Source organism: Curtobacterium uvaldense, assembly GCF_028307415.1.
Lineage (GTDB): Bacteria > Actinomycetota > Actinomycetes > Actinomycetales > Microbacteriaceae > Curtobacterium.
In genome coordinates this window covers 12,369-38,518 of the sequence record NZ_JAQMHU010000030.1, presented here as the reverse complement: position 1 = coordinate 38,518, position 26,150 = coordinate 12,369, and the positions used below count along the sequence as shown (strand labels likewise).

At 72.6% G+C, this 26,150-nt stretch carries 27 protein-coding genes; 13 read left to right on the top strand and 14 right to left on the bottom strand.

What is annotated here, in order from left to right; genetic code table 11:
* Positions 1–102: 102 nt before the first annotated feature.
* Entirely contained in the window at positions 103–579 is a 477-nt protein-coding gene (locus tag PIJ49_RS14425) for a hypothetical protein (RefSeq protein WP_271826909.1), read from the top strand.
* A gap of 64 nt (positions 580–643) precedes the next feature.
* Positions 644–2,152: a threonine/serine exporter family protein gene (locus PIJ49_RS14420; protein ID WP_066651626.1), complete on the top strand. Its 1,509-nt coding sequence runs from the start codon at positions 644–646 to the stop codon at positions 2,150–2,152.
* Positions 2,153–2,249: 97 nt separating this feature from the next.
* Here the strand turns inward: PIJ49_RS14420 and PIJ49_RS14415 are convergent, their stop codons facing one another.
* Positions 2,250–2,444 (bottom strand): DUF2795 domain-containing protein, encoded by a 195-nt coding sequence (locus PIJ49_RS14415; RefSeq protein WP_066651621.1) that lies wholly within the window; start codon positions 2,442–2,444, stop codon positions 2,250–2,252.
* 82 nt (positions 2,445–2,526) lie between these two features.
* Positions 2,527–3,204: a TetR/AcrR family transcriptional regulator gene (locus tag PIJ49_RS14410; protein ID WP_066651619.1), complete on the bottom strand. Its 678-nt coding sequence runs from the start codon at positions 3,202–3,204 to the stop codon at positions 2,527–2,529.
* Positions 3,205–3,356: 152 nt separating this feature from the next.
* On the opposite strand from PIJ49_RS14410, the gene PIJ49_RS14405 reads away from it, so the two are divergent.
* Positions 3,357–3,674, top strand: coding sequence for a hypothetical protein (locus tag PIJ49_RS14405; RefSeq protein ID WP_251159985.1), 318 nt, complete (start codon positions 3,357–3,359; stop codon positions 3,672–3,674).
* Between the two features lie 175 nt (positions 3,675–3,849).
* Here the strand turns inward: PIJ49_RS14405 and PIJ49_RS14400 are convergent, their stop codons facing one another.
* Positions 3,850–4,776 (bottom strand): SDR family oxidoreductase, encoded by a 927-nt coding sequence (locus PIJ49_RS14400; RefSeq protein ID WP_066651615.1) that lies wholly within the window; start codon positions 4,774–4,776, stop codon positions 3,850–3,852.
* Between the two features lie 158 nt (positions 4,777–4,934).
* Here PIJ49_RS14400 and PIJ49_RS14395 point away from each other — a divergent pair, with 158 nt between their 5' ends.
* Complete coding sequence (locus tag PIJ49_RS14395; RefSeq protein ID WP_271826908.1) at positions 4,935–5,762, top strand: hypothetical protein; 828 nt, start codon at positions 4,935–4,937, stop codon at positions 5,760–5,762.
* A 60-nt stretch (positions 5,763–5,822) separates the two neighbouring features.
* On the opposite strand, the gene PIJ49_RS14390 is transcribed toward PIJ49_RS14395, so the two are convergent.
* From PIJ49_RS14390 to PIJ49_RS14375, 4 genes are all read right to left on the bottom strand, one after another.
* Positions 5,823–6,608: an endonuclease/exonuclease/phosphatase family protein gene (locus tag PIJ49_RS14390; protein WP_251159988.1), complete on the bottom strand. Its 786-nt coding sequence runs from the start codon at positions 6,606–6,608 to the stop codon at positions 5,823–5,825.
* A 55-nt stretch (positions 6,609–6,663) separates the two neighbouring features.
* On the bottom strand, positions 6,664–8,157 hold the full coding sequence (locus PIJ49_RS14385) for an LCP family protein (protein ID WP_271826907.1): 1,494 nt from the start codon (positions 8,155–8,157) through the stop codon (positions 6,664–6,666).
* A gap of 82 nt (positions 8,158–8,239) precedes the next feature.
* The gene (locus PIJ49_RS14380) at positions 8,240–8,890 is read right to left on the bottom strand and encodes a GntR family transcriptional regulator (RefSeq protein ID WP_271826906.1); all 651 of its coding nucleotides are present in this window, start codon (positions 8,888–8,890) and stop codon (positions 8,240–8,242) included.
* Positions 8,891–8,902: 12 nt separating this feature from the next.
* On the bottom strand, positions 8,903–11,032 hold the full coding sequence (locus PIJ49_RS14375; RefSeq protein ID WP_271826905.1) for an MMPL family transporter: 2,130 nt from the start codon (positions 11,030–11,032) through the stop codon (positions 8,903–8,905).
* 82 nt (positions 11,033–11,114) lie between these two features.
* On the opposite strand from PIJ49_RS14375, the gene PIJ49_RS14370 reads away from it, so the two are divergent.
* On the top strand, positions 11,115–11,513 hold the full coding sequence (locus PIJ49_RS14370; protein WP_271826904.1) for a MarR family winged helix-turn-helix transcriptional regulator: 399 nt from the start codon (positions 11,115–11,117) through the stop codon (positions 11,511–11,513).
* 66 nt (positions 11,514–11,579) lie between these two features.
* The gene (locus tag PIJ49_RS14365) at positions 11,580–12,614 is read left to right on the top strand and encodes an LCP family protein (protein ID WP_271826903.1); all 1,035 of its coding nucleotides are present in this window, start codon (positions 11,580–11,582) and stop codon (positions 12,612–12,614) included.
* Between the two features lie 81 nt (positions 12,615–12,695).
* On the opposite strand, the gene PIJ49_RS14360 is transcribed toward PIJ49_RS14365, so the two are convergent.
* From PIJ49_RS14360 to PIJ49_RS14335, 6 genes are all read right to left on the bottom strand, one after another.
* Entirely contained in the window at positions 12,696–13,379 is a 684-nt protein-coding gene (locus PIJ49_RS14360) for a LysM peptidoglycan-binding domain-containing protein (RefSeq protein ID WP_066651599.1), read from the bottom strand.
* A 361-nt stretch (positions 13,380–13,740) separates the two neighbouring features.
* A complete protein-coding gene (gene rlmC / locus PIJ49_RS14355; protein WP_209684364.1) occupies positions 13,741–14,892 on the bottom strand; it encodes a 23S rRNA (uracil(747)-C(5))-methyltransferase RlmC in 1,152 nt (383 codons plus the stop codon).
* Positions 14,893–14,899: 7 nt separating this feature from the next.
* A complete protein-coding gene (locus PIJ49_RS14350) occupies positions 14,900–15,775 on the bottom strand; it encodes an SMP-30/gluconolactonase/LRE family protein (protein ID WP_271826902.1) in 876 nt (291 codons plus the stop codon).
* Between the two features lie 37 nt (positions 15,776–15,812).
* Positions 15,813–16,433, bottom strand: a complete 621-nt coding sequence (locus tag PIJ49_RS14345; protein ID WP_209684368.1) for a DedA family protein — start codon at positions 16,431–16,433, stop codon at positions 15,813–15,815.
* 37 nt (positions 16,434–16,470) lie between these two features.
* Entirely contained in the window at positions 16,471–17,157 is a 687-nt protein-coding gene (locus tag PIJ49_RS14340) for a FadR/GntR family transcriptional regulator (RefSeq protein WP_066651590.1), read from the bottom strand.
* Entirely contained in the window at positions 17,154–17,873 is a 720-nt protein-coding gene (locus PIJ49_RS14335; protein ID WP_271826901.1) for an SDR family oxidoreductase, read from the bottom strand. The genes PIJ49_RS14340 and PIJ49_RS14335 overlap by 4 nt, the downstream gene beginning before the upstream one ends.
* A 71-nt stretch (positions 17,874–17,944) precedes the next feature.
* On the opposite strand from PIJ49_RS14335, the gene PIJ49_RS14330 reads away from it, so the two are divergent.
* From PIJ49_RS14330 to PIJ49_RS14300, 7 genes are all read left to right on the top strand, one after another.
* A complete protein-coding gene (locus PIJ49_RS14330; protein ID WP_251159994.1) occupies positions 17,945–18,700 on the top strand; it encodes an SDR family NAD(P)-dependent oxidoreductase in 756 nt (251 codons plus the stop codon).
* 133 nt (positions 18,701–18,833) lie between these two features.
* Positions 18,834–21,761: a Na+/H+ antiporter subunit A gene (locus tag PIJ49_RS14325; protein ID WP_271826900.1), complete on the top strand. Its 2,928-nt coding sequence runs from the start codon at positions 18,834–18,836 to the stop codon at positions 21,759–21,761.
* The gene (locus tag PIJ49_RS14320; protein WP_209684376.1) at positions 21,758–22,183 is read left to right on the top strand and encodes a Na(+)/H(+) antiporter subunit C; all 426 of its coding nucleotides are present in this window, start codon (positions 21,758–21,760) and stop codon (positions 22,181–22,183) included. The genes PIJ49_RS14325 and PIJ49_RS14320 overlap by 4 nt, the downstream gene beginning before the upstream one ends.
* On the top strand, positions 22,180–23,883 hold the full coding sequence (locus tag PIJ49_RS14315; protein ID WP_066651581.1) for a Na+/H+ antiporter subunit D: 1,704 nt from the start codon (positions 22,180–22,182) through the stop codon (positions 23,881–23,883). The genes PIJ49_RS14320 and PIJ49_RS14315 overlap by 4 nt, the downstream gene beginning before the upstream one ends.
* The gene (locus tag PIJ49_RS14310; protein WP_066651579.1) at positions 23,876–24,457 is read left to right on the top strand and encodes a Na+/H+ antiporter subunit E; all 582 of its coding nucleotides are present in this window, start codon (positions 23,876–23,878) and stop codon (positions 24,455–24,457) included. Before PIJ49_RS14315 ends, PIJ49_RS14310 begins: the two co-directional genes overlap by 8 nt.
* Entirely contained in the window at positions 24,454–24,795 is a 342-nt protein-coding gene (locus PIJ49_RS14305; protein WP_209684378.1) for an MrpF/PhaF family protein, read from the top strand. The genes PIJ49_RS14310 and PIJ49_RS14305 overlap by 4 nt, the downstream gene beginning before the upstream one ends.
* Positions 24,792–25,148, top strand: a complete 357-nt coding sequence (locus tag PIJ49_RS14300; protein ID WP_081984549.1) for a cation:proton antiporter — start codon at positions 24,792–24,794, stop codon at positions 25,146–25,148. The genes PIJ49_RS14305 and PIJ49_RS14300 overlap by 4 nt, the downstream gene beginning before the upstream one ends.
* Before the next feature lies 1 nt (position 25,149).
* On the opposite strand, the gene PIJ49_RS14295 is transcribed toward PIJ49_RS14300, so the two are convergent.
* A complete protein-coding gene (locus PIJ49_RS14295) occupies positions 25,150–26,121 on the bottom strand; it encodes an NAD-dependent epimerase/dehydratase family protein (protein ID WP_271826899.1) in 972 nt (323 codons plus the stop codon).
* Positions 26,122–26,150: the final 29 nt, after the last annotated feature.

The window sequence follows — 26,150 nt, the reverse complement described above, 5'->3', positions numbered from 1 at the left end:
CCCCCCCCCCCCCCCCCCCCCCCCCCCCCCCCCCCCCCCCCCCCCCCCCCCCCCCCCCCCCCCCCCCCCCCCCCCCGTCCGTCCATCGGTACGGTGGGGCGCATGCGCCGCCTCTTCCGCACCCGCACGCACGTCGTCACGTGGGTGGGCGCACTCGTCGCCCTCGTCGGCGTGGTGTTCCTGGCGGTGCGGCGACTCGACTCGTCCGGCTGGATCGCGGGTGCATCGGGCGGTGACTTCGCGTTCGTCAGCGGGGACCGACCCGGACAGCTCGTCGTGGGGGCGGTCCTCGCCCTGCTCGGTGGGATCGTCGCGGCCGTGTGCGCCGCTCGCCTCGCCCGCACCTGGACGCTCCGGGGGCTGCTGGTCGGGATCATCCTGCTCGTCGCCGGCGTGGTCCTCCTCCTCGCAGCACCGAACCCGTCGTTCGGGTGGTTCGCCTACGCGCCCCTCGCCGGCGAGACGATGCTGCCGATCCGGACCACCCGACTGCAGCTGACCGGGCAGGTCGTCGTGCTGGTCGGTGCGGTCCTCACCGCCTTCGCAGCCGGACGACTCAGCACGCAGGCCCGTCACTGACCCGTCATCGGCAACGTCCAGCGGACGTCCGGACTCGGGCGCGAGCGGCTGGCACCATGGTCTGATGGCCGAGCAGTTCCTCCCCGGCGTCCCGCGGCCCGGGCGCCCACCCCGGCCGCGCGTCCGCAACCTCGCACAGCACGACATCCGCGACGCCCGTGCCCGCCTGCGCGGCACGATCTACGAGGACGTCACCCCGGACACCCGCCCGCGCGAGCAGTACTCGCCGGTGCAGATCGTCGACTTCTGCCTCGACCTGGCCGAGGTCATGCTCGCCTCCGGTGCGGACACCCGCAGTGTCGAGACCGCCGTCGTCGCGGTGTCAACGAAGTGGAACCTCGCGCCCCTCGACCTCGACTTCTCCGGCAGCTCGGTCACGCTCCAGTACGCCCCGGCCGACCACCCGCCGCTCGTCAAGGTCCGCACGGTGCAGTCCGACGGCTCCGACCTCGACCGGCTCGCGCGCGCGAACCAGATCGTCGACGACCTGGTGCACGGCGAGCGCGACATGACGAGCGCGGTGAGCGCCCTGGTCGCCGTCCTGCGGCTGCCGACCCGGTGGCCGACCTGGCTCGCCGACGTGGGCCTCTCGGTGCTCGGCACCTCGATCGCGATGCAGGCCGGCGGTGGTTGGCGCGCCGGTGTCGGCGCGTTCGTGCTCATGTTCGGGATCATCCTGTCCGGCCGCTGGCTGACCGGCCGGGGCTTCCCGCAGTTCTTCGTCTCCGGTGCGCAGGCAGCCGTCGCCTCGGCCATCGGCACCCTGGCGATCTGGGCCGACGTCCTGACCGCGACGGGTGCGGCCACGATGGTCGCCGCACTCGTCGTCCTGCTGCTGCCCCACGTGTCGCTCGTCACCTGGGCCCAGGACGCGATCTCCGGCTTCCGGGCCATGGCCGTCGCCCGGGCGTTCTACATCGTGCTCGTGATCGCCGCGATCGTCGTGGGGGTCCCGGCCGGCATCGCGGTCCTGCAGTGGCTCAGCATCGAGGTCGACCCGTCCGGCATCGTGCTGCAACCGCTGCCGCTCTGGGCCTCGTTGTCACTGACGGTCGTGTCCGCGGCGGCGAACTGCTTCGTGCAGCAGGCCAGTGCCCGGGTCATCCCCGTCGCGGTGGTGTTCTCGGTCACCGCCGGCGCGTTCCTCTGGGAGCTCCGGCACCTCGGCATGCCGCTGCTGGGAGCGACGTTCATAGCGTCGGTGCTGCTCGGCGTGCTGTCGACCATCGCAGCAGCCCGGATGCGCACGGCCGTGGCGGCGATCGCGGTGCCGGCGTTCTGCGGTGCACTGCTGCCCGGTGTCGCGGTGTCCGATGCCCTGCTGCACTTCATGTCGGGGGCGTCCGGCGCCGCGCTCGACTTCGTGGCGGCCGTCTCGGTGGCACTCGGCATCGGCGCGGGGCTCGTGCTCGGCGGTCTCGTGGCGACCCCCGGCGCGCGACGGGCCCTGCGGCGGGCGCGTCGGGTGACGGTGCACTCGGTCCACAACGACACGACGGCGATCCCCGTCCTGCGGGACACCGGGTACGACCCGGGCAACGGCTCCGTGCCGCGGGGCCACCGCCCGCGCTGAGGGACCACCCGACACGAGACCCGGGCTGGGCGACCGCTCTCGTGCCCGGGAGCACGAGGAACGTCGCCCAGCCCGGGTCTCGGGTGGTGCGAGCGCCTCAGCCCTTGTCGGAGACGGCCTTCGTCACCGCGGTGGGGGCGTCGTAGTCGCCGTCCGGGATCCCCTTCAGGGCGTCCAGGACGTCACCGGGGGCGTCCTCCTTCTCGGCGGTCGCGACGATGTCCTCCTTCGAGGCGGGGTAGTCGATGCCGCTGAGGTACTTCTGGACCTGGATCGGGTTCGGTGCTGCCATGTCGGTTCCTTCCGTCGGAGTCTCCACGACTACGCCCGTGCGGCTCCGGATCGACCCGGGTGACGCGCCTCGCGGCCAGGGGTCAGATCTCCCAGCTCCCGCTGTCGCTCCACGTCGAGAAGCGCTGCGCGGCCTGCGGCTCGTACCGCTCCATCCATCCGCGCTCGAGTCGGGCGACCGCACGGTCGAACGCCGGCACCAGGTCGAGCTCCGCGCGGAGCATCGCCTGCAGCTGGAGACCCTCGTACAGCGCGATGAGCTGCTCGGCACCGCGACGGGGGTCCATCGTGTGGGGCGCGCGGCCGACGGCGATGTCGTGCTCCAGGCCGCGCCGGACCTGCGAGAAGAAGAGCTGGTAGCGCGACCGCAGGTACGTGGCCATGGGGTGCGCAGGGTTGCCGGCGACGGAGAGCAGTGCGACGAGCAGCCGCATGAGCGCGGGGTCCTCGGCGTTCGAGGCGACGATCGCACGCAGCAGGTCGACCGTGGGGCCGTCCCCGACCTCGTGTGCCACCGCCTCCAGTCGCGCGCCGTTCCAGCGGTCGACGGCGGCGAGCACGAGGCCGTCCCAGGACGGGAAGTGCTGGCGGAGCTCCTCCGTCGTGATGCCCATCCGCTCGGCGACCATGCCGACGTGGGCCTCGTGGAAGGGCACGTCGCGGAGGACGTCGACCGTGGCGCCGACGATCGTGATGCGCAGGTGCAGGGTGGCGGCCGCGGCGGCTGCCGCCTGCGTGTCGGCGCTGGTGTGTTCGAGCATCGTGCCCTCCGTCGTGCGGCGGACGTCCTGTCCGCACCTCCATCCAAGCGCAGTGGCGGGGGACACAGCATCCCCGGTACGGGTGTCAGCATGTCGGGGGACAGGCGACGACCCCGGAGCACGCACGCGGGCTGCCGTGCGACCATGCCGGGATGACCCCCGAAGACCCCGTCGCACAGGGCCTGGCCACCATGGCCTCTGCCGGCTACGAGTTCGGCGGCGACGACGAGCAGGTCGCGCACGACGTGCGGACCATGTGGGAGCAGCTCGGCTCCCCGGAGGGCGCGTTCGGCGCCGCAGCACGCGCGATCGCCCGGCTGCCGCAACGCCCCGAGGTCCCGATCGCCGACCAGGCCCGCCGCCGCGCGTTCGAGCGCGCGATCGGGATCAACCCGGTCGAGGTCGAACTGACCGCGGCGATGTCCGCACGGGAGCTGCTGGAGCGGATGGCGCGCTCCGTCGCCTGCTGAGACGACGGACGGGCGCGCCCCGCTGAACGGCAACACGAAGCGTTGCGGGGCGCCCCGACCGATCCTGTGAGGGAGGCGCGGTGCCAGCCGGCACCGAGCCAGTGAGGGAGGCGCGGTGCCAGCCGGCACCGCGCCTCCCGTCCGTCTGCGGTGTGCGCGCGTCAGGCGACCCGTCTCACGGGGTCGGCATGCCGCCGTCGACGTGGAGCGTCTCGCCGACCACGTAGGACGACTCGCCGCTCGCCAGGAACACGAACGCCGGCGCGAGCTCGGCGGGCTGGCCCCAGCGGCCCAGGTAGGTCTGCTCACCGGCGGACGGGAGCGCCTCCGGCGGCTGGCCACCGGCCGGCTGCAGCGGGGTCCAGATCGGGCCGGGAGCGACGGCGTTGACGCGGATGCCCTTCGGCGCGAGCTGTGCCGCGAGCCCCTTGGCCATGTTGTTCACGGTCGCCTTCGTGGCGGCGTAGTGCACGAGGTGCGGTGACGGCGCGTACGCCTGGATCGACGTCGTGTTGATGATCGTGGAACCGGGCTGCATGTGCGGCACGGCCGCCTTCGTGATGCGGAAGGTCGCGTAGGCGTTCGTCTTGAAGGTCTCGTCGAACTCCTCGTCCGAGATCTTCGTGATGTCGTCGACGTTCTGCTGCTTGCCGGCGTTGTTCACGAGGATGTCGAGCCCACCGAGGCCGTCGACGGTCTTCTGGACGAGTTCCTCGCAGAACGCCAGGTCCTTGATGTCACCGGGGATCGCGACGGCCTTGCGGCCCGCTGCCTCGATGAGGCCGACGATGCGGTCGGCGTCCTCCTGCTCCTCGGGCAGGTACACGATGGCGACGTCGGCACCCTCGCGGGCGTAGGCGATGGCGACGGCGGCGCCGATGCCCGAGTCGCCACCCGTGACGAGCGCCTTGCGGCCCTGCAGGCGGCCGGAGCCGCGGTAGGTGTCCTCACCGTGGTCGGCGGGCACGTTCTGCGCCATCTCCTCGTCGGTGCCGGCACCCTGCAGGTACTGCTCGTCCGGCTTCTTGTCGGCGTACATCTTCGTGGGGTCCTGCATCGCGTACTGGTCGAGACCCGCCTGGTCGTTCTGCTGCTCCGTCATGGCCTGGACGGTACGCACCGGGGTACCGCTGTCCGTCCAGCCGGGTGTCCCCCGCGACGCGTCCGTGACACATCCCCAAGATCACGAACACGTGACGACCGGGCTGCGATTCGGTAACACCTGTCGTCCTGTCCGGCTCCGGGCCGTACGGTCGACTGGTGACTTCCCGCACTCTGCTCGCGCTCGGCGCTGCCGTGCTCGCCTTCGCGGCCGGCACGGTCGGGTCCGATGCCCTCGCGACGGGGGGCGTGGCACCGGCCGCGGCAGCGGAGGACCGCAGCGACGTCGCAGACCCGGTCCAGCCACTGATCCGGGTCACCGACCGCGAACTGCGCCGGGTGGACACGGTCGAGCTCGACGCCGAGTCCCTGGTCCTCCGGCACGCCGACGACACCGTCGCGGACGTCCCCATGCGCGACGCGAGGTCGACCGTCTCGCTGCTCAACCGGCTGCTCGGGACCCCGTCGCGCACGCAGACCGCGGTCGGCGACGGCGGCGCGTGCTTCCCGGCGGGGACGACCTACACCTGGGGCGGCGCGGTCCGCGTCGCGGCGCTCCGCACACCGTCCGCCGTCGGCAACGCGGTCGAGATCCGTGTCCTCAAGGACTCGGTACGGGGCCGGACCGGCGACCGGATCGAGCTGACCGGTCCTGACGGGGTCCAGGTCGGCGACGACGTCGCGGACGAGATCGCGACGGCTCCACGCTCCGACAAGGTGTCGTTCGGGTCCGGCGACTCCCGAGCGTGGCAGCTGCTGCTCGAGGCCGGTTGGGCTCCCGACGAGCGTTCGACCGGTGACGACGCGACCGGCGCTGACCCGACCGGGGACGACCCCCGCGCGGAACACGACGACGCGACCGACGGTCCGACCCACGACACGGGCGAGGACGCGCAGGGCACGAACGGCGTCTCGGCGCTGACGAACGACACCGAGGTGACGGTCATCGGGTCCCCGATGCCGGTGCACGCACGCCGGTCCTGCTGACGCGTCCCGCACTGCACGACGGCCGCACGGTCACGACCCGCGCGGCTCAGGCCACGCGGCTCAGGCCACGCGCAGGGACGCCACCACCGGGAAGTGATCACTCGCGGCCCACGTCTCCGGGCCGTCGTGGTCCATCACGACGCGCTCGGCGGTGACGTCGCCGCGGGTCAGCACCCAGTCGATCCGCTCGCCGGAGTCGACCGGTTCCTGCCACCCGTTGAAGGACGCGGTGCGGTCACCGGGGTCACCGGCGTCGGACCAGGCGTCCCGGTACCCGGCATCGGTGAAGACCCGGGACGCCGGACCCGCGCCCCACGGTTCGTTGCAGTCACCGGCGAAGACGACGGGGCCGTCGACCGGGGCGAGCCGCTCGACGACGAGGGCGGCGCTGCGCCGACGGACCTCGTCCCCGTGGTCGTTCTCCTCGTGGTCGAAGTGCGCGGTGAGGAGCGTGAAGGCGGCCCCCTCGGCGTCGAGGAAGCGCGCGTGGTTGGCGACCCGTGGGTACAGGCTCCCCCAGGTGTTCGACACCGGCTCGTCCGGGGTGTCGGAGAACCAGAAGGTCCCGACGTCGACGGGGCGCAGGCGGTCGCGGCGGAAGAACACCGCGGCGTGCTCCCCCGCGGAGCCCCCCTCGCGGCCCTGCCCGACGGCGTCGTGGTCGGGCAGCCCCTGTCGGAGGGCGTCCATCTGGTGGTCGAACGCCTCCTGCACGCAGAGGACGTCGGGGTCGTGCCGTCGGATGACCTCGAGCACCAGCGGCAGGCGCGCTGGCCAGTCGTGCCGCGGATCCGGGTTCTTCACGTTGTAGGTCATCAGGGTGATCGGACGCGCGACGTGGCTCACCGGTCGACCCTACCGACACGCTCCCACGGGCGACCCCAGGGTGGTGAAGGGTGCGTCAGTTGATGCAGACGCCTTCCTCGCCGTAGGTCTTCACGTCGGTGGAGCTCGGCGTCGGCTCGGACTCCGCCGGCTTCGACGCCTCGGCCTCGGGCGCCTCGTCCGCCGGGGTGGAGGAGGCGTCGCCGGGGGCGGCCGGGGCGGTGACGGTGATGCCGTCGGACCCGAGGACGAGCGTGACGCCCGACACCGTCGTCGACCGCACGGCGACCGCACCGGGCACCACCGCGGCGACGGCCTTGGCCTGCGCCTCCTGCCCGGCGGGGTACTGCACCTGGGTCTTCTGCGTCGTGTCCGAGGACCCCGGCGTCCCGACCTGGAAGCCGCGGGCCGTCAGGTTCGCGGTCGCCGTCGCGGCGGCGCCGGTCGTCCCGCTGCCGTTCAGCACGGTGACCGTCGTCGCGGCGGGCTCGGCGGCCGTGGCCTTCGTGTACTCCTCCGGCTCGCCGACGAGTCCCTGCACGAACGCGGGCAACCCGACGGTGTCGACCTCGACGATGGACAGCGGCGAACCCCCCACCGTGATGGTCGGGGTGCCGAGCGTCGGGATCGTGGCGGACTGGATGTTGCCCGGGCGCAGGTTCCGCATCTGGCTCGCCAGCGACACCAGGTCGGTGTCCGTCTGGATGGAGCTCCCGACGGCGCTGAGGATGTTGTTCATCTTGATGGGGTTGAGCAGGGTGCCCGCGGAGAGCACCTTGCGGGCCTCCTGCGACAGGAAGTACTGCTGGCGCACGTTCCGGTCGAGGTCACCGTTCGGCAGCCCGTGCCGCTGGCGGACGAACGACAGCGCCTGCTTGGCGTCGAGCTCCGAGGTGCCGGCCGGCAGGTCGACACCCGAGTACGGGTCGTTCACCGCGTTGTTCAGGCACACCTCGACCGGCCCGAGCTCCTTGACCACCTGGTAGAAGCCGAGCAACGACACCCGGACGTAGTGGTCGATCGTCAGGCCGCTGAGGTCCTGGATCGTCTGGATGAGCAGCTTCGCACCACCGGTGTCGCCGCCGCCGTTGAGCGTGCCGTAGTAGAACGCGCTGTTGAGCTTGCCCTTGCCGACGCCGGGGATCGGGACGTACGAGTCGCGCGGGAACGAGATCATCGTCGCCTGGGACCCGTCGGCGTTGATGTGCAGCACGATCATCGTGTCGGTGTTCGTCGCACCGCCGTCGTCCTCGGTGCTCAGCTCCGCCATCTGCTCCGGCGTCGCGTTGTCCGGGCGGTGGTCGTCACCGACGAGCAGGATGTTCTGCGCCTGACCGTCCACGTCGTCGTCGTCGTCCGACCGCGGGCTGATCGCGTCGATCTTCGTGACGCCGCTGTTGAGGCTCGTGAAGGCGAACGCGGCGTAGCCGCCGGTCAGCACGAGGCCCATCGCCAGGACGCCGGCGACCGCGGGGAGGACCACGCCGCTCCCACGCTTCTGGCGCCCGTGGCGCGGCGGCACGTGGCCGCGGCGGGCACGGCGCGTCGTCTGCTCGGGTTCGATGCTCACCCGGAAACCATAACGGCACAGCGTGGAACGGACAGGGAGATCCCTGAGGGTCCGTGCCCGACGCTGTACGCCCGGCGCTCGGTCAGTCGCGCGTGGGCAGGAGGTGGATCGCCTCCATCGCGAGTTCCGCGTCGATCGGCTCGCCCGCGGCGACGGCGTCACGGAGCTTCACGATCTCGGGTCGGATGACGTCGGTCGGGACGAGCTCGGTGAGCTCGGGCACGCGGAGCCGGAAGGCCAGACCGTCGGTGGTCGAGCGGCACAGCTGCGCGAGCGAGGCGTTGCCGCAGGCCTCCGCCCACATCGAGTAGATGTCCGCCCCCCCGCGCGCGACCTCGGCCTGCTGGTCGGCGTCGAGCCGCGCCAGGACGTCGTCGAGCACGGCGGTGACCCGCTCCCGCTCGGCGTCCGAGAACCGCGGGACGGCCAGGCGGACGACCCCGCCGTAGATGACGCCGAGCGTGCGGTAGGCGTCGAGCAGCTCGGCCTCGGTCGGTGCGGCGACGCGGGTGTAGCGGTTCGGCGCCATCTCGATGAGTCCGGCCCGTGCGAGTTCCGCCAGTGCTTCACGGATCGGGGTCCTGGAGACGCCGAGCCACGCGATGAGGTCGTCGTCGTTCAGTCGTTCGCCCGGTTCGAGCGTGCCGTCCATGATCGCGTCGCGGATCTTGTCCTGCACGGTGTCACGGAGCAGCTTGCGCTCTGCGGCCGGCTGCGTGGAGGGAACTGGCATGCCACCAGCGTGTCACATGTGACGCGCTGCGCGCGAGAGGCGCGACGGCCACCACGCCCGGCGCCCCAGGTCGATCACGAGCGCGGGGACGAGCAGCGACCGGACCACGACGGTGTCGAGCAGGACGCCGAACGCCACCACGAAGGCGATCTGCGCCAGGAACAGGATCGGGATGACGCCGAGCGCCGCGAAGGTCGCGGCCAGCACGATGCCCGCCGAGGTGATCACTCCCCCGGTGGCCGCGAGCCCGCGCAGGACACCCTCACGCGGGCCGTGCCGCAGGGACTCCTCGCGCACCCGGGTCATGAGGAAGATGTTGTAGTCGACGCCGAGCGCCACGAGGAACACGAACGCGTACAGCGGGACGGACGGGTCGGCCCCGGGGAAGTGGAACACGTGGTCGAACACCAGTGCGCCGACGCCGAGTGCGGCCGCGAAGGACACCACGACACTGCCGACGAGGACCAGCGGGGCGACCACGCTGCGGAGCAGCAGCACGAGGATCAGCAGGATGACCGCGAGCACCACGGGGATGATGACCGAGCGGTCGCGGATGCCGGTGTCGTTCGTGTCGACGGCGGTCGCCGTGACGCCACCCACGACCGCGTCGGGGTCCACCCGCTCGACGGCGACGCGGAGGTCGCGGACGGTCCGTTCGGCGGCGCTCGAGTCGGCGGGGTCGGCGAGCGTGGCCTCGAGCAGGACGTCCCCGCGCGACACCGTCGGCTCCGCCGTGCCCGGGGCGGTCCGGGCGGCGGCGTCCGACCCCACGGGGACGGTCCCCGAGGGCGAGTCGGTGGAGGCGGCCACCACCCCGTCGACCCCGCGGACCGAGCGGACAGCGTCGACGAGGGCGTCCAGGTCACGCTCGGCGCCGATGACCTGGGCCGGGCTGCCGGAACCCCCGGGGAAGTGGTCGGCGAGGACCCGCTGGCCGTCCCGCGCCTGGGACGACCCGATCACCAGGTCGCTCTGCGGGACGCCGTCGGCACGGAGCCCGACGAGGCCGCTGCCCATCGCCAGGAGCGCCACGGTGCAGACGATCCAGACCGTGCGGGACCGACGCGCGACGAGGCGCCCCACCCGCGCCCACAGTCCGGTCGCGTCCGGACCGGTGGTCGGGCGGCCACCGGAGCCGAAGGCCGGGCGCAGGGGCCAGAACGCCGCCCGACGGAACGCCAGCAGCAGGGCGGGCAGCAGGGTGAGGGCGGCGAGCAGGCTGAAGGCGATCCCGATCGCGGCGACCGGCCCGAGCGCCTTGTTCGAGTTGAGGTCCGACAGGAGCAGGCAGAGCACCCCGACGATGACGGTCCCGCCCGAGGCGACGATCGGCTCGAACGCGCCGCGGAGAGCGGCCCGGGTCGCCTCCCAGCCGGTGCGGTGCTCGCGCAGTGCCTCGCGGTAGCGCGCCGTGTAGAGGAGCGCGTAGTCCGTCGCGGCGCCGATCACGAGGATCGACAGGATGCCCTGCACCTGCCCGTTGACCGTCACGACCCCCGCCTTCGCCAGGGCGTACACCACGAGGATCGAGGCGCACAGGGCGAAGGTCGCCGTCCCGAGCACCAGGAACGGCAGCAGCGGCGACCGGTAGACCACGATCAGGATGACGAACACGGCGGCCAGTGCCACCCCGAGCAGCAGGCCGTCGATGCCCGCGAACGCCTCGGTCAGGTCGGCCGTGAAGCCCGCCGGACCGGTGACGTACCCGGAGACGCCGGCGGGCAGCGCCTCGTCCACCGTGGTCCGGATGGCCGAGACGGCGTCCCCGGTCTCCGCGTCCTCGGTCAGTGTCGCGACGATCTCGGCGGCGTCGCCGTCCTCGCTCGGGATCACCGGACTCGTGCCCTGCACGTCGTCGCGCTCGCCGATGGTGTCGGCGATCCGACGGGCCGCAGTGAGGTCGTCGGGCGTCAGGCCGCCGTCGCGGTCGAGGACGACGATGGCGGGTGCCCCCGAGGCCTGTCGGAAGTCGGCGGCACGCTCCTGCACCTTCGTCGCGTCGGCCGATGCCGGCAGGAACGACGCCTGGTCGTTCGTGGCGACCTCGGAGATCTTCCCGAAGACAGGACCGCCGACGCCGGCCACGACGAGCCAGACGAGGATGACGAGCGCGGGCAGGACGATGCGGAGGAACCGGGACACGTCGGTGAGCGTACACCGATCGTCAGCATGCTGACTATCTCCGCGCCGACGCCGCCGGGAGGACCGCCCGTAGACTCCGATCATGCACGAACCCGCGGAGCAGTGGCCGCTCGGACGCCTGCTCTCCGCCGCGGCACGTGCCGTCGAGCGGGAGTGGGACGAGCGACTCCGGGCGATCGGGCTGACCCACGCCGCCCTCGTCGCGATCGACATCCTGCTGCGGACCGGCCCGACGGGCGCGGACACCATCGCCAGGACCGCTCGCGTGCAGCCCCAGACCATGTCGCGGACCCTCGAGCGGGCCGAACGGGACGGCCTGGTCGAGCGGACCGCCCACCCGGAGGACCGCCGGCGTCGCGTGGTGTCCGTCACCGACGAGGGTCGCCGCGCATGGGAGACCGCACAGCACATCGAGCGGGAGGTCCTCCCCGAGGACGCGGAGCTCCGCCGGCGGCTGACCGGCGTCCTGCACCGCTCGTGACACTGAAATACCACATGCTGTAGACTCTCCGGGTCGGCGCAGGCCGACCTGACCCGAGGAGTCCCGATGTCCGAGCGTCGCGCCGCCCGAGCCGCGGCAGCAGCAACAGCAAGAACGACCCGGAGGCGGCGCAGGCACCCCGCGCTCGTCGCGCTGGTCGCCACCACCGGCACCCTGGTCGGCATCGCCACCCTGCTCGCGGTCGTCGCAGCGGTCTTCGTCGGCAGTCTGACCCGGAGCTTCGACGACCACACCGAGGCGATCGCGGACCCCTTCCCCGCCGGCGACCGGCCCGCACCTTCCGGCGGCGCCGAGGACATCCTGCTCATCGGCTCCGACTCGCGGGCCGGACTGGCCGACGGCGACCAGACCGCCGGCGGGCGGTCGGACACGCTGATGCTCGCCCACGTGCCCGCCGACCGCCGCCACGTGTACCTCATGTCGATCATGCGCGACTCGTGGGTCGAGGTCCCCGGCCACGGCCGGGCCAAGATCAACGCCGCGTACTCCTGGGGCGGCATCCCGCTCACGGTGCAGACGGTCGAGCAGCTGCTCGACGTCCGGATCGACCACGTCGCCGAGGTCGACCTCGCCGGGTTCGCCGACATGACGGACGCACTGGGCGGCGTGACGGTGCAGTCACCGCAGGACTTCACGGCGCGGGGCCACCACTTCGTCAGCGGTGCGAACCGGCTCGACGGCGAACAGGCCCTGGCCTTCGTGCGGGAGCGGTACGCGTTCGCCGACGCCGACCACACACGCGTCCGGAACCAGCAGGCGTTCCTGCGCGGGGTGTTCGACCAGGCCCTGTCGCGCGGCACCCTGACGCACCCGGGGCGACTGCAGGAGTTCGTCACCGCGACGAGCGAGCACCTGGCGGTGGACCCCGGGCTCGACGCGGCGACGATCGTCCGTCTCGGGTGGTCCCTGCGCGAGGTCCGACCGGACGACCTGGTCACGTTCACGATGCCGACCGCGGGCAGCGGGACGACCCCCGACGGCCAGTCGTTCGTCCGGTTGGACGACCACGACCGCGCCGCGATCTCGAGCGCCCTGCGGTCCGACGACCTGCAGCGGTGGCTCGAGGATCGCCCGAGCTGACGGTCGCGCCGGCGAATCCCGGACAGCACGAGACCCCCGCGGCAGGTGCCACGGGGGTCTCGTGTCGGATCGCGAGGTCGATCAGGCGGGGAGCTGGAGCTCCTGGCCGGCGTAGATCAGGTTCGCGTCGTCGATCGTCGACGTGTTCGCGGCCCACAGCTTCATGTAGCCACCGTCGATGTTCAGCTTCGTCGCGATCTTGTCGAGCGTGTCGCCCGACTCGATCGTGTACGTCTTGCCGCTCGTCGCGACCGCGGCCGGCTTGCTCGACACGGCCGCCTTCGGAGCGGCCTGCGTGGTCGCCTTCGGTGCGGCCGGCGTGGTCGCCTTCGGTGCAGCCTGCTGCGGCGCGGCCTGCTGCGGTGCAGCCTGCTGCGGCGCGGCAGGGGCCGGAGCGGCGGCCTGCGGAGCGGCACCCGTGGTCCCGCTCAGTCCGAGCTTCGCGGAGCAGGCCGGCCATGCACCCCAGCCCTGGGACGCGAGGACGCGCTCTGCGACGGCGATCTGGGCCTCGCGGCTCGCGGAGGCCGGGTTGCCGGCGCCGCCGTTCGCCTGCCAGGTGCCGAGGTTGAACTGCAGGCCGCCGTAGTAGCCGTTGCCGGTGTTGATGGCCCAGTTGCCACCGGACTCGCACTGTGCGAGGGCGTCCCAGGTCGAACCGGATGCGGCGTTCGCGGGCGCTGCCGCCAGGCCGACACCGGTCGCGGCGATGCCGGCGAAGGCCAGGCCACCGACGATGGTGCGGGTACGGGAAAGCTTCTTCATGGTTGATCGCTCCACCGGGACCACGGACCTGGCGCCCGCCTGAGCGGACCCGGTCGCCACTGCCCGTCCCGACCGATCGCGGTCATGTCGTGGGGTGCGCCGCCGGGGGCAGTGGTCTCGTGCCGGTGGCGCTGGTCGGCAACCATAGGAAATTCGTGACTGTTATCAAACCGAGACAATGAGTTCTACCCGTGAGTGCTATGTCCCCCACCGGTCTTCCTGAGTGCCCCGATCACCGTGGGCATGCGAATCGGTCTGTACCCGGGTACGTGACCTTGGCAGTTTCCTGGCAATGCTGCGGACGGGAGGCCCGTGGCGGCCTGGCAGCGAGCCTCCCGACCGCTGGCTGGTCGCGTCCTGGTCAGCGCCTGGACAGCAGCGTCACGGCCTCGAGGTGGCCGGTCTGCGGGAACATGTCGAGCACGCGCGCCCGCCGCAGGCGGAGCGACGGCATGCGCGCGAGGTCCTTCGCGAGGGTGACCGGGTTGCAGCTCGAGTAGACGACGTGCTCGACCTCGGACTCCTCGAGCCAGGTCGCGAGCGTCTCGCCGATGCCCCGGCGCGGCGGGTTCACCACCACCAGCTCGGGCAGCGCGTCCGGTCGGGCCCGGAGGGCGTGCTCCGTCGCGTCGTCCGCGGCGAAGCGGACGTCGGTCAGCCCCGCCTCGCGCGCGGACTGCTTCGCGGAGCGGATCGCCTCCCGGCTCGTCTCGATCCCCGTGACGGCACGACCCGGGCGCGCTGCGTGCAGGGCGAACCCGCCGACACCGCAGTACAGGTCCCACATCGAGGCCGGCCCGACCTCGTCGATCCACGCCGACGCCTGGTCGTACAGCTGGCTCGCGACGCTCGTGTTCGTCTGGAAGAAGCTCTGCGGTCGCAGGTGCATCGTGATCGAGCCGAACCGCATCGGCAGCGTCTCCTGCTCGGTCAGTACGACCTCGCGCTCCCCCTCGGTGACGGCCTTGTGCTCCGGGAGCAGGTTCGCGGTGACCACGACCGCCTCGGGCAGGACCCGCCGCAGGTCGTCGAGGCGCTCACGCAGTCGTGGCAGCTGCCCTTCGGAGCGCAGCACGAAGCGCACCATGAGCTCGCCGTCCGGGGACTCGGTCACGAGCACGAACTTGAGCTCGCCCCGACGTGCGGCCACGTCGTACGGGATCAGCCCCGTGTCGGCGACGAAGTCCGCCAGGACCGGGAGCGCCCGTCGGATGCCCGGCGTGCAGATGCCGCAGTGCCGCAGGTCCACGCCGCGCTGCCGGTGGTCCAGGATCCCCACCGTGGGGCGCTGGACCGTGCCGCCGACGACCATCTTCGCCTTGTTGCGGTACCCGGACTCCGGGCTCGTGATCGCGGGCAACCACTCGACCGCCCCCGGGCCCCCTGCGGCCTCGACGGCGTCCCGCAGGAGTTCCCGCGTGCGGATCTCCTTGTCGAGCACCTGGTCGCCGTAGGGCTGTCCCATGAGTGTGCACGAGCGGCACACCCCCCGGTCGAAGTAGTCGCACTGCATGGCCGGGTCAGGATACGGCAGCGGCGTCCCGCGTCGTCGTCGCGATGCGGTACAGCGAGGTCGTCGCGGTCACGAAGAGCGTCGTGCCGTCGTCGCCTCCGAAGCACAGGTTCGACACGACCTCGGGCACGGCGACGTCGCCGATGCGGGCGCCGTCGGGTGCGAAGACCGTCACGCCCCGGTGGGTCGAGGACCACACGTTGCCGTGGACGTCGACCCGGATGCCGTCCGGCACGCCCTCACCCTCGCCGAGCCGGGCGAACACCCGGCCGTTCTTCACGCGGTGGCCGTCGACGTCGTAGGCGCGGATGACCGGCTCGTGGGCGGACGAGCTGGCGACGTGGAGCACGCGCTCGTCGGGCGAGAACGCGAGACCGTTCGGTTCGTCGACGTCGAGCACCACGGGGCGCAGGTCCTCGCCGTCCGGTCCGCACCGGAACACCCAGTGGTCGCCGTACTCCCGCTCGCCCGGGTGTCCCTCACGCGGCTGGGTGATGCCGTAGGCCGGGTCGGTGAACCAGACGGAGCCGTCCCGCGCGACGACGACGTCGTTCGGCGAGTTCAACCGAGCGTCCGCCCAGCCGTCGACGACCACGGTGACGACGCCGCCCCGGTCGCGCTCGACGCGTCGCCGCCCGTGCGAGCACTGCACGACGGAGCCGTCGCGGTCCAGCGTGCGGCCGTTCGTGAACTCGACGTCCGACGCGTACACGGTCGTACCGCCGGTCTCCTGGTGCCACTCGAGGATCCGGTCGCCCGGGATGTCCGACCAGCGGACCGTCCGGTCGGACGGGATCCAGCACGGTCCCTCGGCCCAGGTGCTGCCGGTCGCGAGGCGCTCGACGGCGTCGGGGTCGGGGACGAGTTCGGTGAGGCTCGACACGGGTCCTCCTTCGGACGGTGCCCTCCACGCTACGGCGTCAGGCGGTCGCAGCGGCCTCGGCGCGGCGCCGCACGGCCTTCTCGACCGCGGAGATCGCGAGGCCGAGCAGGATCGACGCGACCACCGCGAGGGTCGTCACGAGGAACGGCTGCTCCCGGCTCCAGTGCCCGGTGGCCGCCGCGATCCCTACGCAGTAGGCCGCCCACACCACGTCGGCGACGAGGCAGCTGACCAGGAAGCGCCGGAGGTCGAGCCCGCTGTCCGCACCGACCAGGTTCGTCGTGAGGCGCCCCATCGGGATGAAGCGGCCGAGGACGGCGATGCGTCCGGGGGCCTTCCGGTACCTGGCGTCGATCGACTCCCGCGCCTTCCTGACCTTCGGCCGGCTGAACCACGACCGCGAGCCGAGGTCGACCGTCCGCGCCAGGTGCCAGAGCGCGACGTCGCCGAGCACCATCCCGATCGTCGCCGCGACCACCAGGACGAGCACGGGCAGGAACCCACCGTCACCACCGACGAGCAGCGTGCCGATCGCGACGACGAGCGCCTGACTCGGCAGGAACACCGCAACGCTGCCGGCGGCCAGCACGAGCCCGACCACGAGGAAGGCCCAGGGCGTCCCGACGAGCTGGAGCACCATCTCCTGCGCTGCGTCCACCGGTCACCTCCGTCGACGCGGGGTGCGCCGACCACGATCATCCCAGGTCCGGGCCCGGCCGGTGCTCGGTGCGCCGCACGATCTCGCGCATCACGTCGGCGGCCTCGTCCGACCGACCCCCGACGACCGCCTGCACGAGCGCGACGTGCAGGCCGACGTCGTGGCGGTCCGGCCGGATGCTCCCGCGCTCACGGAGCGCCTCCCCCACGACGCGGTGCAGCCGTCGGTACAGCGCGTTGCCGGACAGCTCCAGCACGAGGGAGTGCAGCCGGACGTCCGCGATCGTGAAGTCGACCCGGCGGTCCTCGGCCGCGGCGGACGCGAGCTCGTCCGCGGTGGCGAGGAGCGCCTCCCGTCCGGCCGCGCAGTCCTCGAGCGGTGCTCGTCGGGCCGCCGCGGCGGCCGCTGCCGGTTCCACGGCGACCCGCAGCTCGCGGAGCTCGACGGAGACCTGCGCCGCGTCGGGCCCCCGGAGCCGCCAGCGGACGACCAGCGGATCGAGGACGTCCCAGTCCGTGGGGTGGGCGACGACCACGCCGACGCGGGGGCGCGCACTGAGCATGCCGAGCGCGACGAGGACGCGGACCGCCTCACGGACGATGCTGCGGCTCGCGCCCGACCAGGCCACCAGGTCGTCGGTGCTCCGACGGCTCCCCGGCGCGAAGGTGCCGGTGACGACGGCGGTCCCGATCCCGTCGAGCACCCGGTCGAAGGCGCTCGTCACCGCTGCGCGACGGGTGACAGGACGAGCTCGTCGATGCGGACGTGGGCCGGCGCCCCGAGCACGAAGGCCACCGTGCGGCCGACGTCGTCGGGCTGCAGCATCCGAGCGCGCGCCGCCGCGTCGGGGACCTCGGGACGCTGGTCCAGGAAGTCCGTCGCGACGTCGCCCGGGCACAGGTGGGTGGCCCGCACGCCGTGCTCGGCCTCCTGCTGGTTGAGCGTCCGGACGATCGAGCCGAGGGCGGTCTTGCTCGCCGAGTACGCGACACCGGCACCGGGTTGGAAGGACCAGCCCGCGTAGGACGACACCACCACGACGACACCGCCCGCGTCCCGGAGCGCCGGCAGTGCAGCGTCGACCACCGCCACCACGGCGGTCGTGTTCGTGTCGATGACGGCGCGGACGTCGGCGAGCGACTGGTCGTCCCACCGTCGCGCCGGCGAGTTCAGCCCGGCTGCCAGCACCAGGCCGTCGATCCGGCCGTGCCGTCCGAGCACGGCGTCGCGTGCTGCGGGCACCGCGTCGCCGTCCGTCACGTCGAGCAGCACGACGTCCGCCGTCCCGCCGACCGCGCGGACCTCGTCCGCGACCTGCTCGAGTCGGTCCCGGCGACGCCCACTGAGCACCACCGTCCACCCGTCACGGGCTGCGGCCACCGCGCTCGCCGCCCCCATCCCGCTGCCGCCACCCGTGATCCAGAGCACCTTCGCCGTCATGCTCGAATAGTATGACGATTCAAGGCAGGGGCGCCCACCGTTGCCGGGACAGACCGACGACGGGAGCGACGATGCACCTCGACCTGACCGACCGCGTGGTGGTCGTCACCGGAGCCGGCCGGGGGATCGGCCGGACACTCGCGGCGCGGTTCGCCACCGAGGGGTGCCGCGTCGTCGCGTTCGACCTCGCCTTCGACGACGCCGGTGACGACGGCGTCGACCGTGTCGTCTGCGACGTCGCCGACCCGGCCTCCGTGCGTGCGGCCGTCGACGAGGTCGTCCGCCGGCACGGCACCGTCGACGTGCTCGTCAACAACGCGGGCATCAACGTCACCGGGACCGTCGCCGAGCTCGGCTGGGACGAGTGGCGACGGTGCATGGACGTGAACCTCGGGGGCACCTTCCTGGTCAGCCAGGCGGTCGCGCCGGTGATGCAGGCGGCCGGGCGCGGGCGGATCGTCAACGCCGCGTCGTTCGCGGCGATCGTGCCGAGCGTCGGCAGCGCGGCCTACGCGGCGTCGAAGGCCGCGGTGGTCTCGTTCACCCGCGTGCTGGCGTCGGAGCTCGGCCCGTGGGGCATCACCGTGAACGCCTACGCGCCCGGCATGGTGCCGACCGCGATGAACGGGTTCGCCGAGATGCCGCAGGCCGAGCAGGACCGGCTGCTCGACACCCTGTCGCTCCGGCGGTGGGAGACGCCCGACGACGTCGCCGACCTCCTGGTCTTCCTGGCGAGCGACGCGTCCGCCTACGTCACGGGCACACTGCTGGACGTCTCCGGCGGCAAGCTCGCGACGCAGATCCCGGCACGGGCGCACGGTCGCTGAGGCCGGACGCGGAGCAGAGTGGAGGGAACGCTCGCTCCGGCTGTCCGGTCGCTCAGGAAGTTGCCATCCGCCTCTCCGTAGGCTGTGAGGGCCCAGTGAGCCGGACTGCAGCCCGACCCCGAGGAGGTGCCCGATGGTCTCCGTCCTCGTCGCGTTCGCGATCGTCGCCCTGATCGTCCCCGCCCTGACCCCGCTGATGGGGCGCCGCGTGTTCTACGTCGCCGCCCTCGCCCCCGCCGCCGCCGCGGTGCTGACGATCGCCCAGAGCGACGCCGCACTCCACGGCGGGGTCACCAGCCGGTGGCAGTGGATCCCGGAGCTCGACCTGGCGCTGTCGTTGCGGATGGACGCCCTGTCGTGGGTCCTCGCCCTGGTGGTCTCCGTCGTCGGTGCGCTCGTGCTCGTCTACTGCGCGTCGTACTTCGAGCGGGACGAGCCCGGACTGGGCCGGTTCGCGTCCGTCCTGACCGCCTTCGCCGGGTCGATGTACGGCCTCGTCGTCGCCGACGACGTGATCGTGCTCTTCGTGCTCTGGGAGGCCACGACGGTCTTCTCGTACCTGCTCATCGGGCAGGACGCCGACAAGCGCGCGAGCCGTGCCGCCGCGATGCAGGCCCTCGTCGTCACGACCGCCGGCGGGCTGGCGATGCTCGCCGGACTCGTCGCCCTGTCCGTGACCGCGGGGACCACGAGCCTGTCGGGCATCATCGCGCAGGCACCGGAGCTCGTCGGGCGTCCGGGGCCGCTCGTGCCGGTCGCGGTGGTCCTCGTGCTCCTGGGCGCCCTGACGAAGTCGGCGATCGTCCCCTTCCACTTCTGGCTCCCGGCAGCGATGGCGGCGCCGACCCCGGTCAGCGCGTACCTGCACGCCGCGGCGATGGTGAAGGCCGGCATCTACCTGGTCGCCCGCCTGGCCCCGGCGTTCGCGCTGCTGACCGGCTGGCGCGAGACGATCACCGTGCTCGGTGTGCTCGGCATGCTCATCGGCGGCTACCGCGCGCTGCGCCAGACCGACGTGAAGCTGCTGCTCGCCTACGGGACGGTCGCGCAGCTCGGCTTCCTCGTGCTCGCCGCCGGGTGGGGCGCTCCGGCCGTCGCCCTGGGCGGGATCGCACTGCTCGTCGCGCACGCCACGTTCAAGTCGACGCTGTTCCTGGTCGTCGGAGCCGTCGACCACGCGACCGGCACCCGCGACCTCCGGAAGCTCAGCGGTCTCGGGCGGAAGCTGCCGTGGCTCGTCGTGGTCAGCGTCCTCGCGCTCGCGTCGATGGCGGGCATCCCGCCGACGATCGGCTTCGTCGCGAAGGAGGCCGTCCTGACCGGCTTCGTCGAGGAGCTCCACGGACCGCAGGCGGCCTGGGCGTGGATCGCGCTCGTCGGGGTGACCCTCGGCTCGCTCCTCACCGTCGCGTACTCGCTCCGCTTCCTCTGGGGCACGTTCGCCCGGAAGTCCGGCGTGGCCGACACCGAGCCGCACGGCCTGCACGGACTCGGTGTCGTGCCGTCCGTCCTCGCCGTCGCCGGACTCGCGCTCGGCCTGCTCACGCCCGTCGTCGCGCACGGCGTCGAACCCGCTGCCACCGCCGCGGCCCTGCCCGAGGGCGAGGTCCCGCACCTGGCGCTCTGGCACGGCCTGGAGCCCGCGCTCGGCCTCTCCGCGATCACGCTCGTCGGCGGCGTCCTCCTGTTCCTGGCACGACGCCGGGTCGAGGCCCTGCAGCACCGACTCTCCGGGTCACCGAGCGCGGCCGACACCTACCGGAAGACCATGCGTGGGCTCGACCGCCTGGCGACCGGGCTCACGGCCGGCGTCCAGCGCGGTTCGCTTCCCTACTACCTGACCGTGATCCTGTCGGTGTTCGTCGCCGGCGCCCTGGCGAACCTGGTGCTCGGCGGCCCGTGGGCGTTCCGCGTGCGCTTCGCCGACTCGTGGGGCCAGGTACCGGTCGTCGCCGTGATGGCCGTCGCCGCGATCGCGGTGCTGACCGCGAAGACCCGGTTCGCCGCCGCCGTGCTCGTCGGCGTCACCGGCTACGGGATGTCCGTGCTCTTCGTCCTGCACGGTGCGGTCGACCTCGCGCTCACCCAGCTCGTGGTCGAGACCGTCACGCTCATCGCGTTCGTGCTGGTGCTCCGCCGGCTCCCCCCGCGGATCGCCACGGCCAACCCGTCGCGCTTCCGGATCGTGCGGGCCCTGTTCGCCGGCCTCGCGGGAGCCACCCTGGCCGTCGTCGTGGTCGTCGCGGCCTCGGCACGGAACAGCACCCCGATCTGGCCGGACATCCCGGCGCTCACGAAGTCCTTCGGTCACGGCCTGAACGTCGTGAACGTCGCCCTCGTCGACCTGCGCGGCTGGGACACGCTCGGTGAGCTGACCGTCGTCGTCGCCGCGGCCACGGGTGTCGCGAGCCTGATCTTCCTCGATTCGCGCGAGGACACCCTGCCGCGGCTGCGCGACCTGCCGGCGACCGTGACGAGCGACAAGCACCGCCCGGACGGCGAGCCCCGCGCCTGGCTGCCGACGAGCGCGGCGATCCCGACCGGTCGCTCGGCCCTGCTCGACGTGGTCGTCCGCCTGCTCTTCCACGGCCTCGTCGTGCTCTCGCTCTACCTGCTCTTCGCCGGGCACAACACGGCCGGCGGCGGCTTCGCCGGCGGACTCGTCGCCGGCATCGCGCTGGCCGGTCGGTACCTGGCGGGCGGTCCCGCGGAGCTCGGCGCCGCCGCGCCCGTCCGCGCCGGTCGCCTGCTCGGCCTGGGCGTCGCCACCGCGGCCACGACCGCGATCGTCCCGCTGTTCTTCGGGAAGGAGGCCCTGTACTCCGCGTTCTTCGAGGCGACCGTCCCCGTGCTCGGGCACGTCGAGTTCGTCACCGCGACGTTCTTCGACATCGGGGTCTACCTGGTGGTCGTCGGGCTCGTCCTCGACGTGCTCCGGAGCCTCGGTGCCGAGGTCGACCGGCAACGGCTCGAGGACTCCCGGGCGCGCATCACCGACACCACGGAGGGCGACGTCGACGACAACGCCGCCGCAGCGACCCCGGAGGGGAGTGCCGTATGACCATCACCCTGGTCCTCGTCATCGCGATGGCGGTGCTGTTCTCGTGCGGCGTGTACCTGCTGCTCGAGCGGTCGCTGACCCGGATGCTGCTCGGGTTCCTGCTGCTCGGCAACTCCCTGAACCTGCTGTTGCTCATCATGTCCGGCGCGGCGGGCAAGCCCCCGATCGGCGGCTCGTCCGAGGGCATCACCGACCCGCTCCCCCAGGCGTTCGCCCTGACCGCGATCGTCATCACCTTCGCGGTGAGCGCGTTCCTGCTCGCCCTCATCCACCGCTCGTGGAAGCTGTCCCGCGCCGACGAGGTCGAGGTCGACGAGGCCGACGTCGCGATCGGCAAGGACCGCGACGACGACCCCGCGGACGACGACCCCGAGATCGACACCGACCCCGAAGCGGTCCAGAACGAGGAGGCCTCGCGATGACCTGGCTCGTCCCCCTGCTCGTCCTCGTCCCGCTGCTCGGCGCCGCCATCGCGCTCGGCCTCCTGCGGCACCAGAAGCTCCAGCGGGCCATCACGGTCGCGGTGCTCGCGGTGGCCGTGGTCGTGGCCGCCACGCTCATGGTGCTCGTCGACCAGCACGGCACCATCGTCGTGCAGGTCGGCGGGTGGCAGGCACCGTACGGCATCTCGCTCGTCGTCGACCGGCTGAGCGCCCTGCTCCTCACCGTGAGCGCGAGCGTGCTCCTGCTCGTGCTGCTCTTCTCGATCGGCCAGGGACTCGCGGCCGACGACGAGGACGCCCCCGTCACGATCTACTACCCGACCTACCTGGTGCTGGCCGCCGGAGTGCTCGACGCGTTCCTGGCGGGCGACCTGTTCAACCTCTACGTCGCGTTCGAGATGCTCCTGGTGGCGAGCTACGTGCTCATCACCCTGGGCGGCAGCGAGCAGCGCGTCCGCGCCGGCACGACGTACATCATCACGAGCCTCATCGCCTCGGCGCTGTTCCTCGCGTCCATCGGCCTGGTCTACGGCGCGACCGGCACCGTGAACATCGCGCAGATCTCGGAGCGCGTCGCCGGGCTCCCCGAGCACGTGCAGCTCCTGCTCCACACGATGCTGCTCATCGCCTTCGGCATCAAGGCCGCGGTGTTCCCGCTCGCCTTCTGGCTGCCGGACTCGTACCCGACCGCACCGGCCCCGGTCACCGCGGTGTTCGCCGGACTCCTCACGAAGGTCGGCATCTACGCGATCATCCGGCTCGAGACGATCATCTTCCCGAGACCACAGCTCAACACGGTGCTGCTCGTGGTCGCGGTGCTCACGATGATCGTCGGCGTGCTGGGGGCCGTGTCGCAGACCGACGTGAAACGACTGCTGTCCTTCACGCTCATCAGCCACATCGGCTTCATGGTGATGGGCGTCGGGCTCGGTTCCGTCGTCGGCACCGCCGCGGCCGTGTTCTACACGGTGCACCACATCGTCGTGCAGACCACGCTGTTCCTGGTGTCGGGGGTGATGGAACGCGTGGGCGGCACGACCTCGACCCGGTCGCTCGGCGGGCTGCTCAAGGCCGCACCGCTCCTCGCCGCGCTCTACCTGGTCCCGGCGTTCAACCTCGGGGGCATCCCGCCGTTCTCCGGGTTCATCGGCAAGCTCGGCCTGTTCCGCGCCGCGGCCGAGGACGGCTCCCCGATGGCCTGGGTGACGGTCGGCGCCGGCGTGGTGACGAGCCTCCTCACCCTGTACGCGCTGATGCGCGTCTGGGACGCCGCCTTCTGGCGGCCCAAGCCGGCCGCCGAGGCGGCGGCACCGCACGCCAGCACGGCCGAGCCGCACGCGCACCTGCGGTCGCCGGAACCGGCGCCGCTGACCGTCTCCGAGGAGACGGGCGAGGCGTACCACCCGGGAGGCTCGACCACCGTCACCGACGCGGCGCACGCGAGCAGTGCCTCCGGTCCGGCCACCGGCCAGACCCCCGCGGTCGAGCCGTCGGTGCACACGCCGCTGCCCCGGATGCTCGTCGCCGTCACGACGGTGGCGGTCCTCGGGTCGGTCGCGCTCACCGTCGTCGCCGGTCCGCTCTACGGTTACGCGACCCGCGCAGCGGAGTCACTCGAGTCGCCGGACCGCTACGTGCAGGCCGTCCTGGGCAGCACGGACGGAGGCGCTGATGAGTGACACCCGCCGCATCTCGAACGCCCGGCGGATCGCCCTCGCCTGGCGCTACGACGTGCCGCTCGTCGCCGGACTGACCGTGCTCTGGGCGCTGCTGTGGGGATCCTGGAGCGTCCTGACGCTGCTGTGCGGCGTGGTCGTCGCGCTCCTCGTCACGCAGCTGCTCCCGCTGCCGCCCGTCCCCCTGTCGAAGCGGTTCTCGCTGCCGCGCGCACTGTGGTTCCTCGTGGTGTGGGCCGGGCACGTCGTCGTCGCCTCGTTCCGGGTGGCCTGGGCGGCCGTCCGACCGCGCGGCGTCCGGCAGAGCTCGATCGTGCTCGTGCAGCTGCACACCACGTCGGAGATGACCTTCACGCTCGCCACCTTGGCGATCTCCCTCGTGCCCGGGTCGTACGTCGCCGACGTCGACCTCCCCCGCCGTCGCCTGCTCATCCACGTGCTCGACACCGAGCGCCGTGAGCAGGTCGACCAGGAGCGGCGGACCGTCGCACGCATCGAGGAGCTCGTCATCCGCGCCATCGGGTCGAAGCAGGACGTCTCCGAACTCGCCGAGCCGCTGCCGGAGGTGACCCGGTGAGCGCCGCGGTCGTCGTCATGGCCGTCGGGATCGCGCTCGTGCTCGTCCTGCTCGGCGCCACGCTCGCGCTGGCCGTCGGGCGGATCGTCCGCGGACCGACGATCCTCGACCGGATGATCGGCTCCGACATGGTGCTCACCACCGCGCTCGTGGTGATCGCCGCGGCGATGGTGGTCCGGCGCGACCTGACCGGCGTCCCGGTGCTGGTCGTCATCGCGGCGACGAGCGTCTTCGCGACCATCGCCGTCGCACGGATCGTCACGCCCTCGTCGGACCCGTCCGATGAGGGGATCGACGTGACCACGCCGGAGCACGCCGCCGAGGAGGAGTCGAAGTGATCGAGATCCTGCAGTCCTTCGTCGACGGGGCCGGCGTCCGTGCGTGGATCGCCCTCGTGCTGATGCTCCTCGCCGCGGGGCTGTCGTTCGGCGCCGCCGTGGGCATCGTCCGGTTCCGGGACCCCCTCGTCCGGCTGCACGCGATGGCGAAGCCGCAGGTGCTCGGGTTGGCGCTCGCCCTGGCCGCGATCGTCGTGGCGGTGTGGACCTGGACGGCGTTCTGGGTCGTGCTGCCGGTGCTCGTGTTCCAGCTCTTCCTGGTGCCGGTGTCGACGCACATGATCGCGCGTGCCGGGCTGCGGTCGAACGACTACCGGCACGAGGACCTGCTGGTCGACGACACCGAGGACTGACTCACCCGGCGTCGCGGACGGCAGCCTCGTCGTCGTCCGAGAGGCCCGCGCCGTGCGGGTGGACCGGTTGCAGCTGCTCCCACGCGAGCGTGTCCACCAGCGTCTCGACGAGTGGCCTCCGTGCCAAACCTGCTGCACGCGCGCGGTCCGCCGGGCGGTCGTTCATGCCTTGGTGGTCGTCGTCGGGTATCCACAGCGGCAGGGACCGCTCCCCCGCCCAGGGCGCCACCCCACGCGCGAGGAGCACCTCGTCCGACAGCGCCACGACCGGGACGTCCCCGCCCGCTGCGGCCCGTGCTGCCTCGAGGTGCTGACCCAGCGTGACGACCTCGCCGGGGACGTCGTGGACGCCCGCCCGTCCGCCCTCGGCCGCTCCGACGAGCCAGCCCGCCAGGTCGCGGACGTCGATCACCGAGGTGGGTCGATCCGTGCGCGCAGGGACCACCACCGGACGGCCGGTCACGGCGGCACGGGCGAACCGCCACGGCCAGTAGCCGGAACGTCCGGTGTGGTCGCCCGGTCCGCCGACGAGCCCGGCCCGCGCGACCGAGGCACGCTCGGGGCCGAAGGCGTCGAGGACCGCACGTTCGCACGCCACCTTCGCGGCGCCGTAGTCGGCGGGGTCGTCCGACGGCTCGAGCACGGCGGCGTGCTCGTCGGCACCGCGCTCGGCCTGCGAGGCGTAGACGCTCACGGTCGACACGAGGACGTACCGGTCGGCGACGGGCTCGAGGTCACGGGCTGCTCGACGGACGTGCTCCGGGGTGCGGGAGACGTCGACGACCGCGTCCCATCGCTCGCGGGCGACCCCGGTCAGGGCGTCGTCGCGGTCCCGGTCGGTCCGCACGAGTCGGGCGCCGGTGGGGACGTCCGAGCCGCGCGCGACGCACGTGACGTCGTGGCCGGTGTCGAGGGCGTGCTGCACGACGGTCCGGCCGAGCCAGGCGGTGCCGCCGAGGACGAGGATGCGCATGCAGTCCAGCCTGCACCGAGCGGCGACCG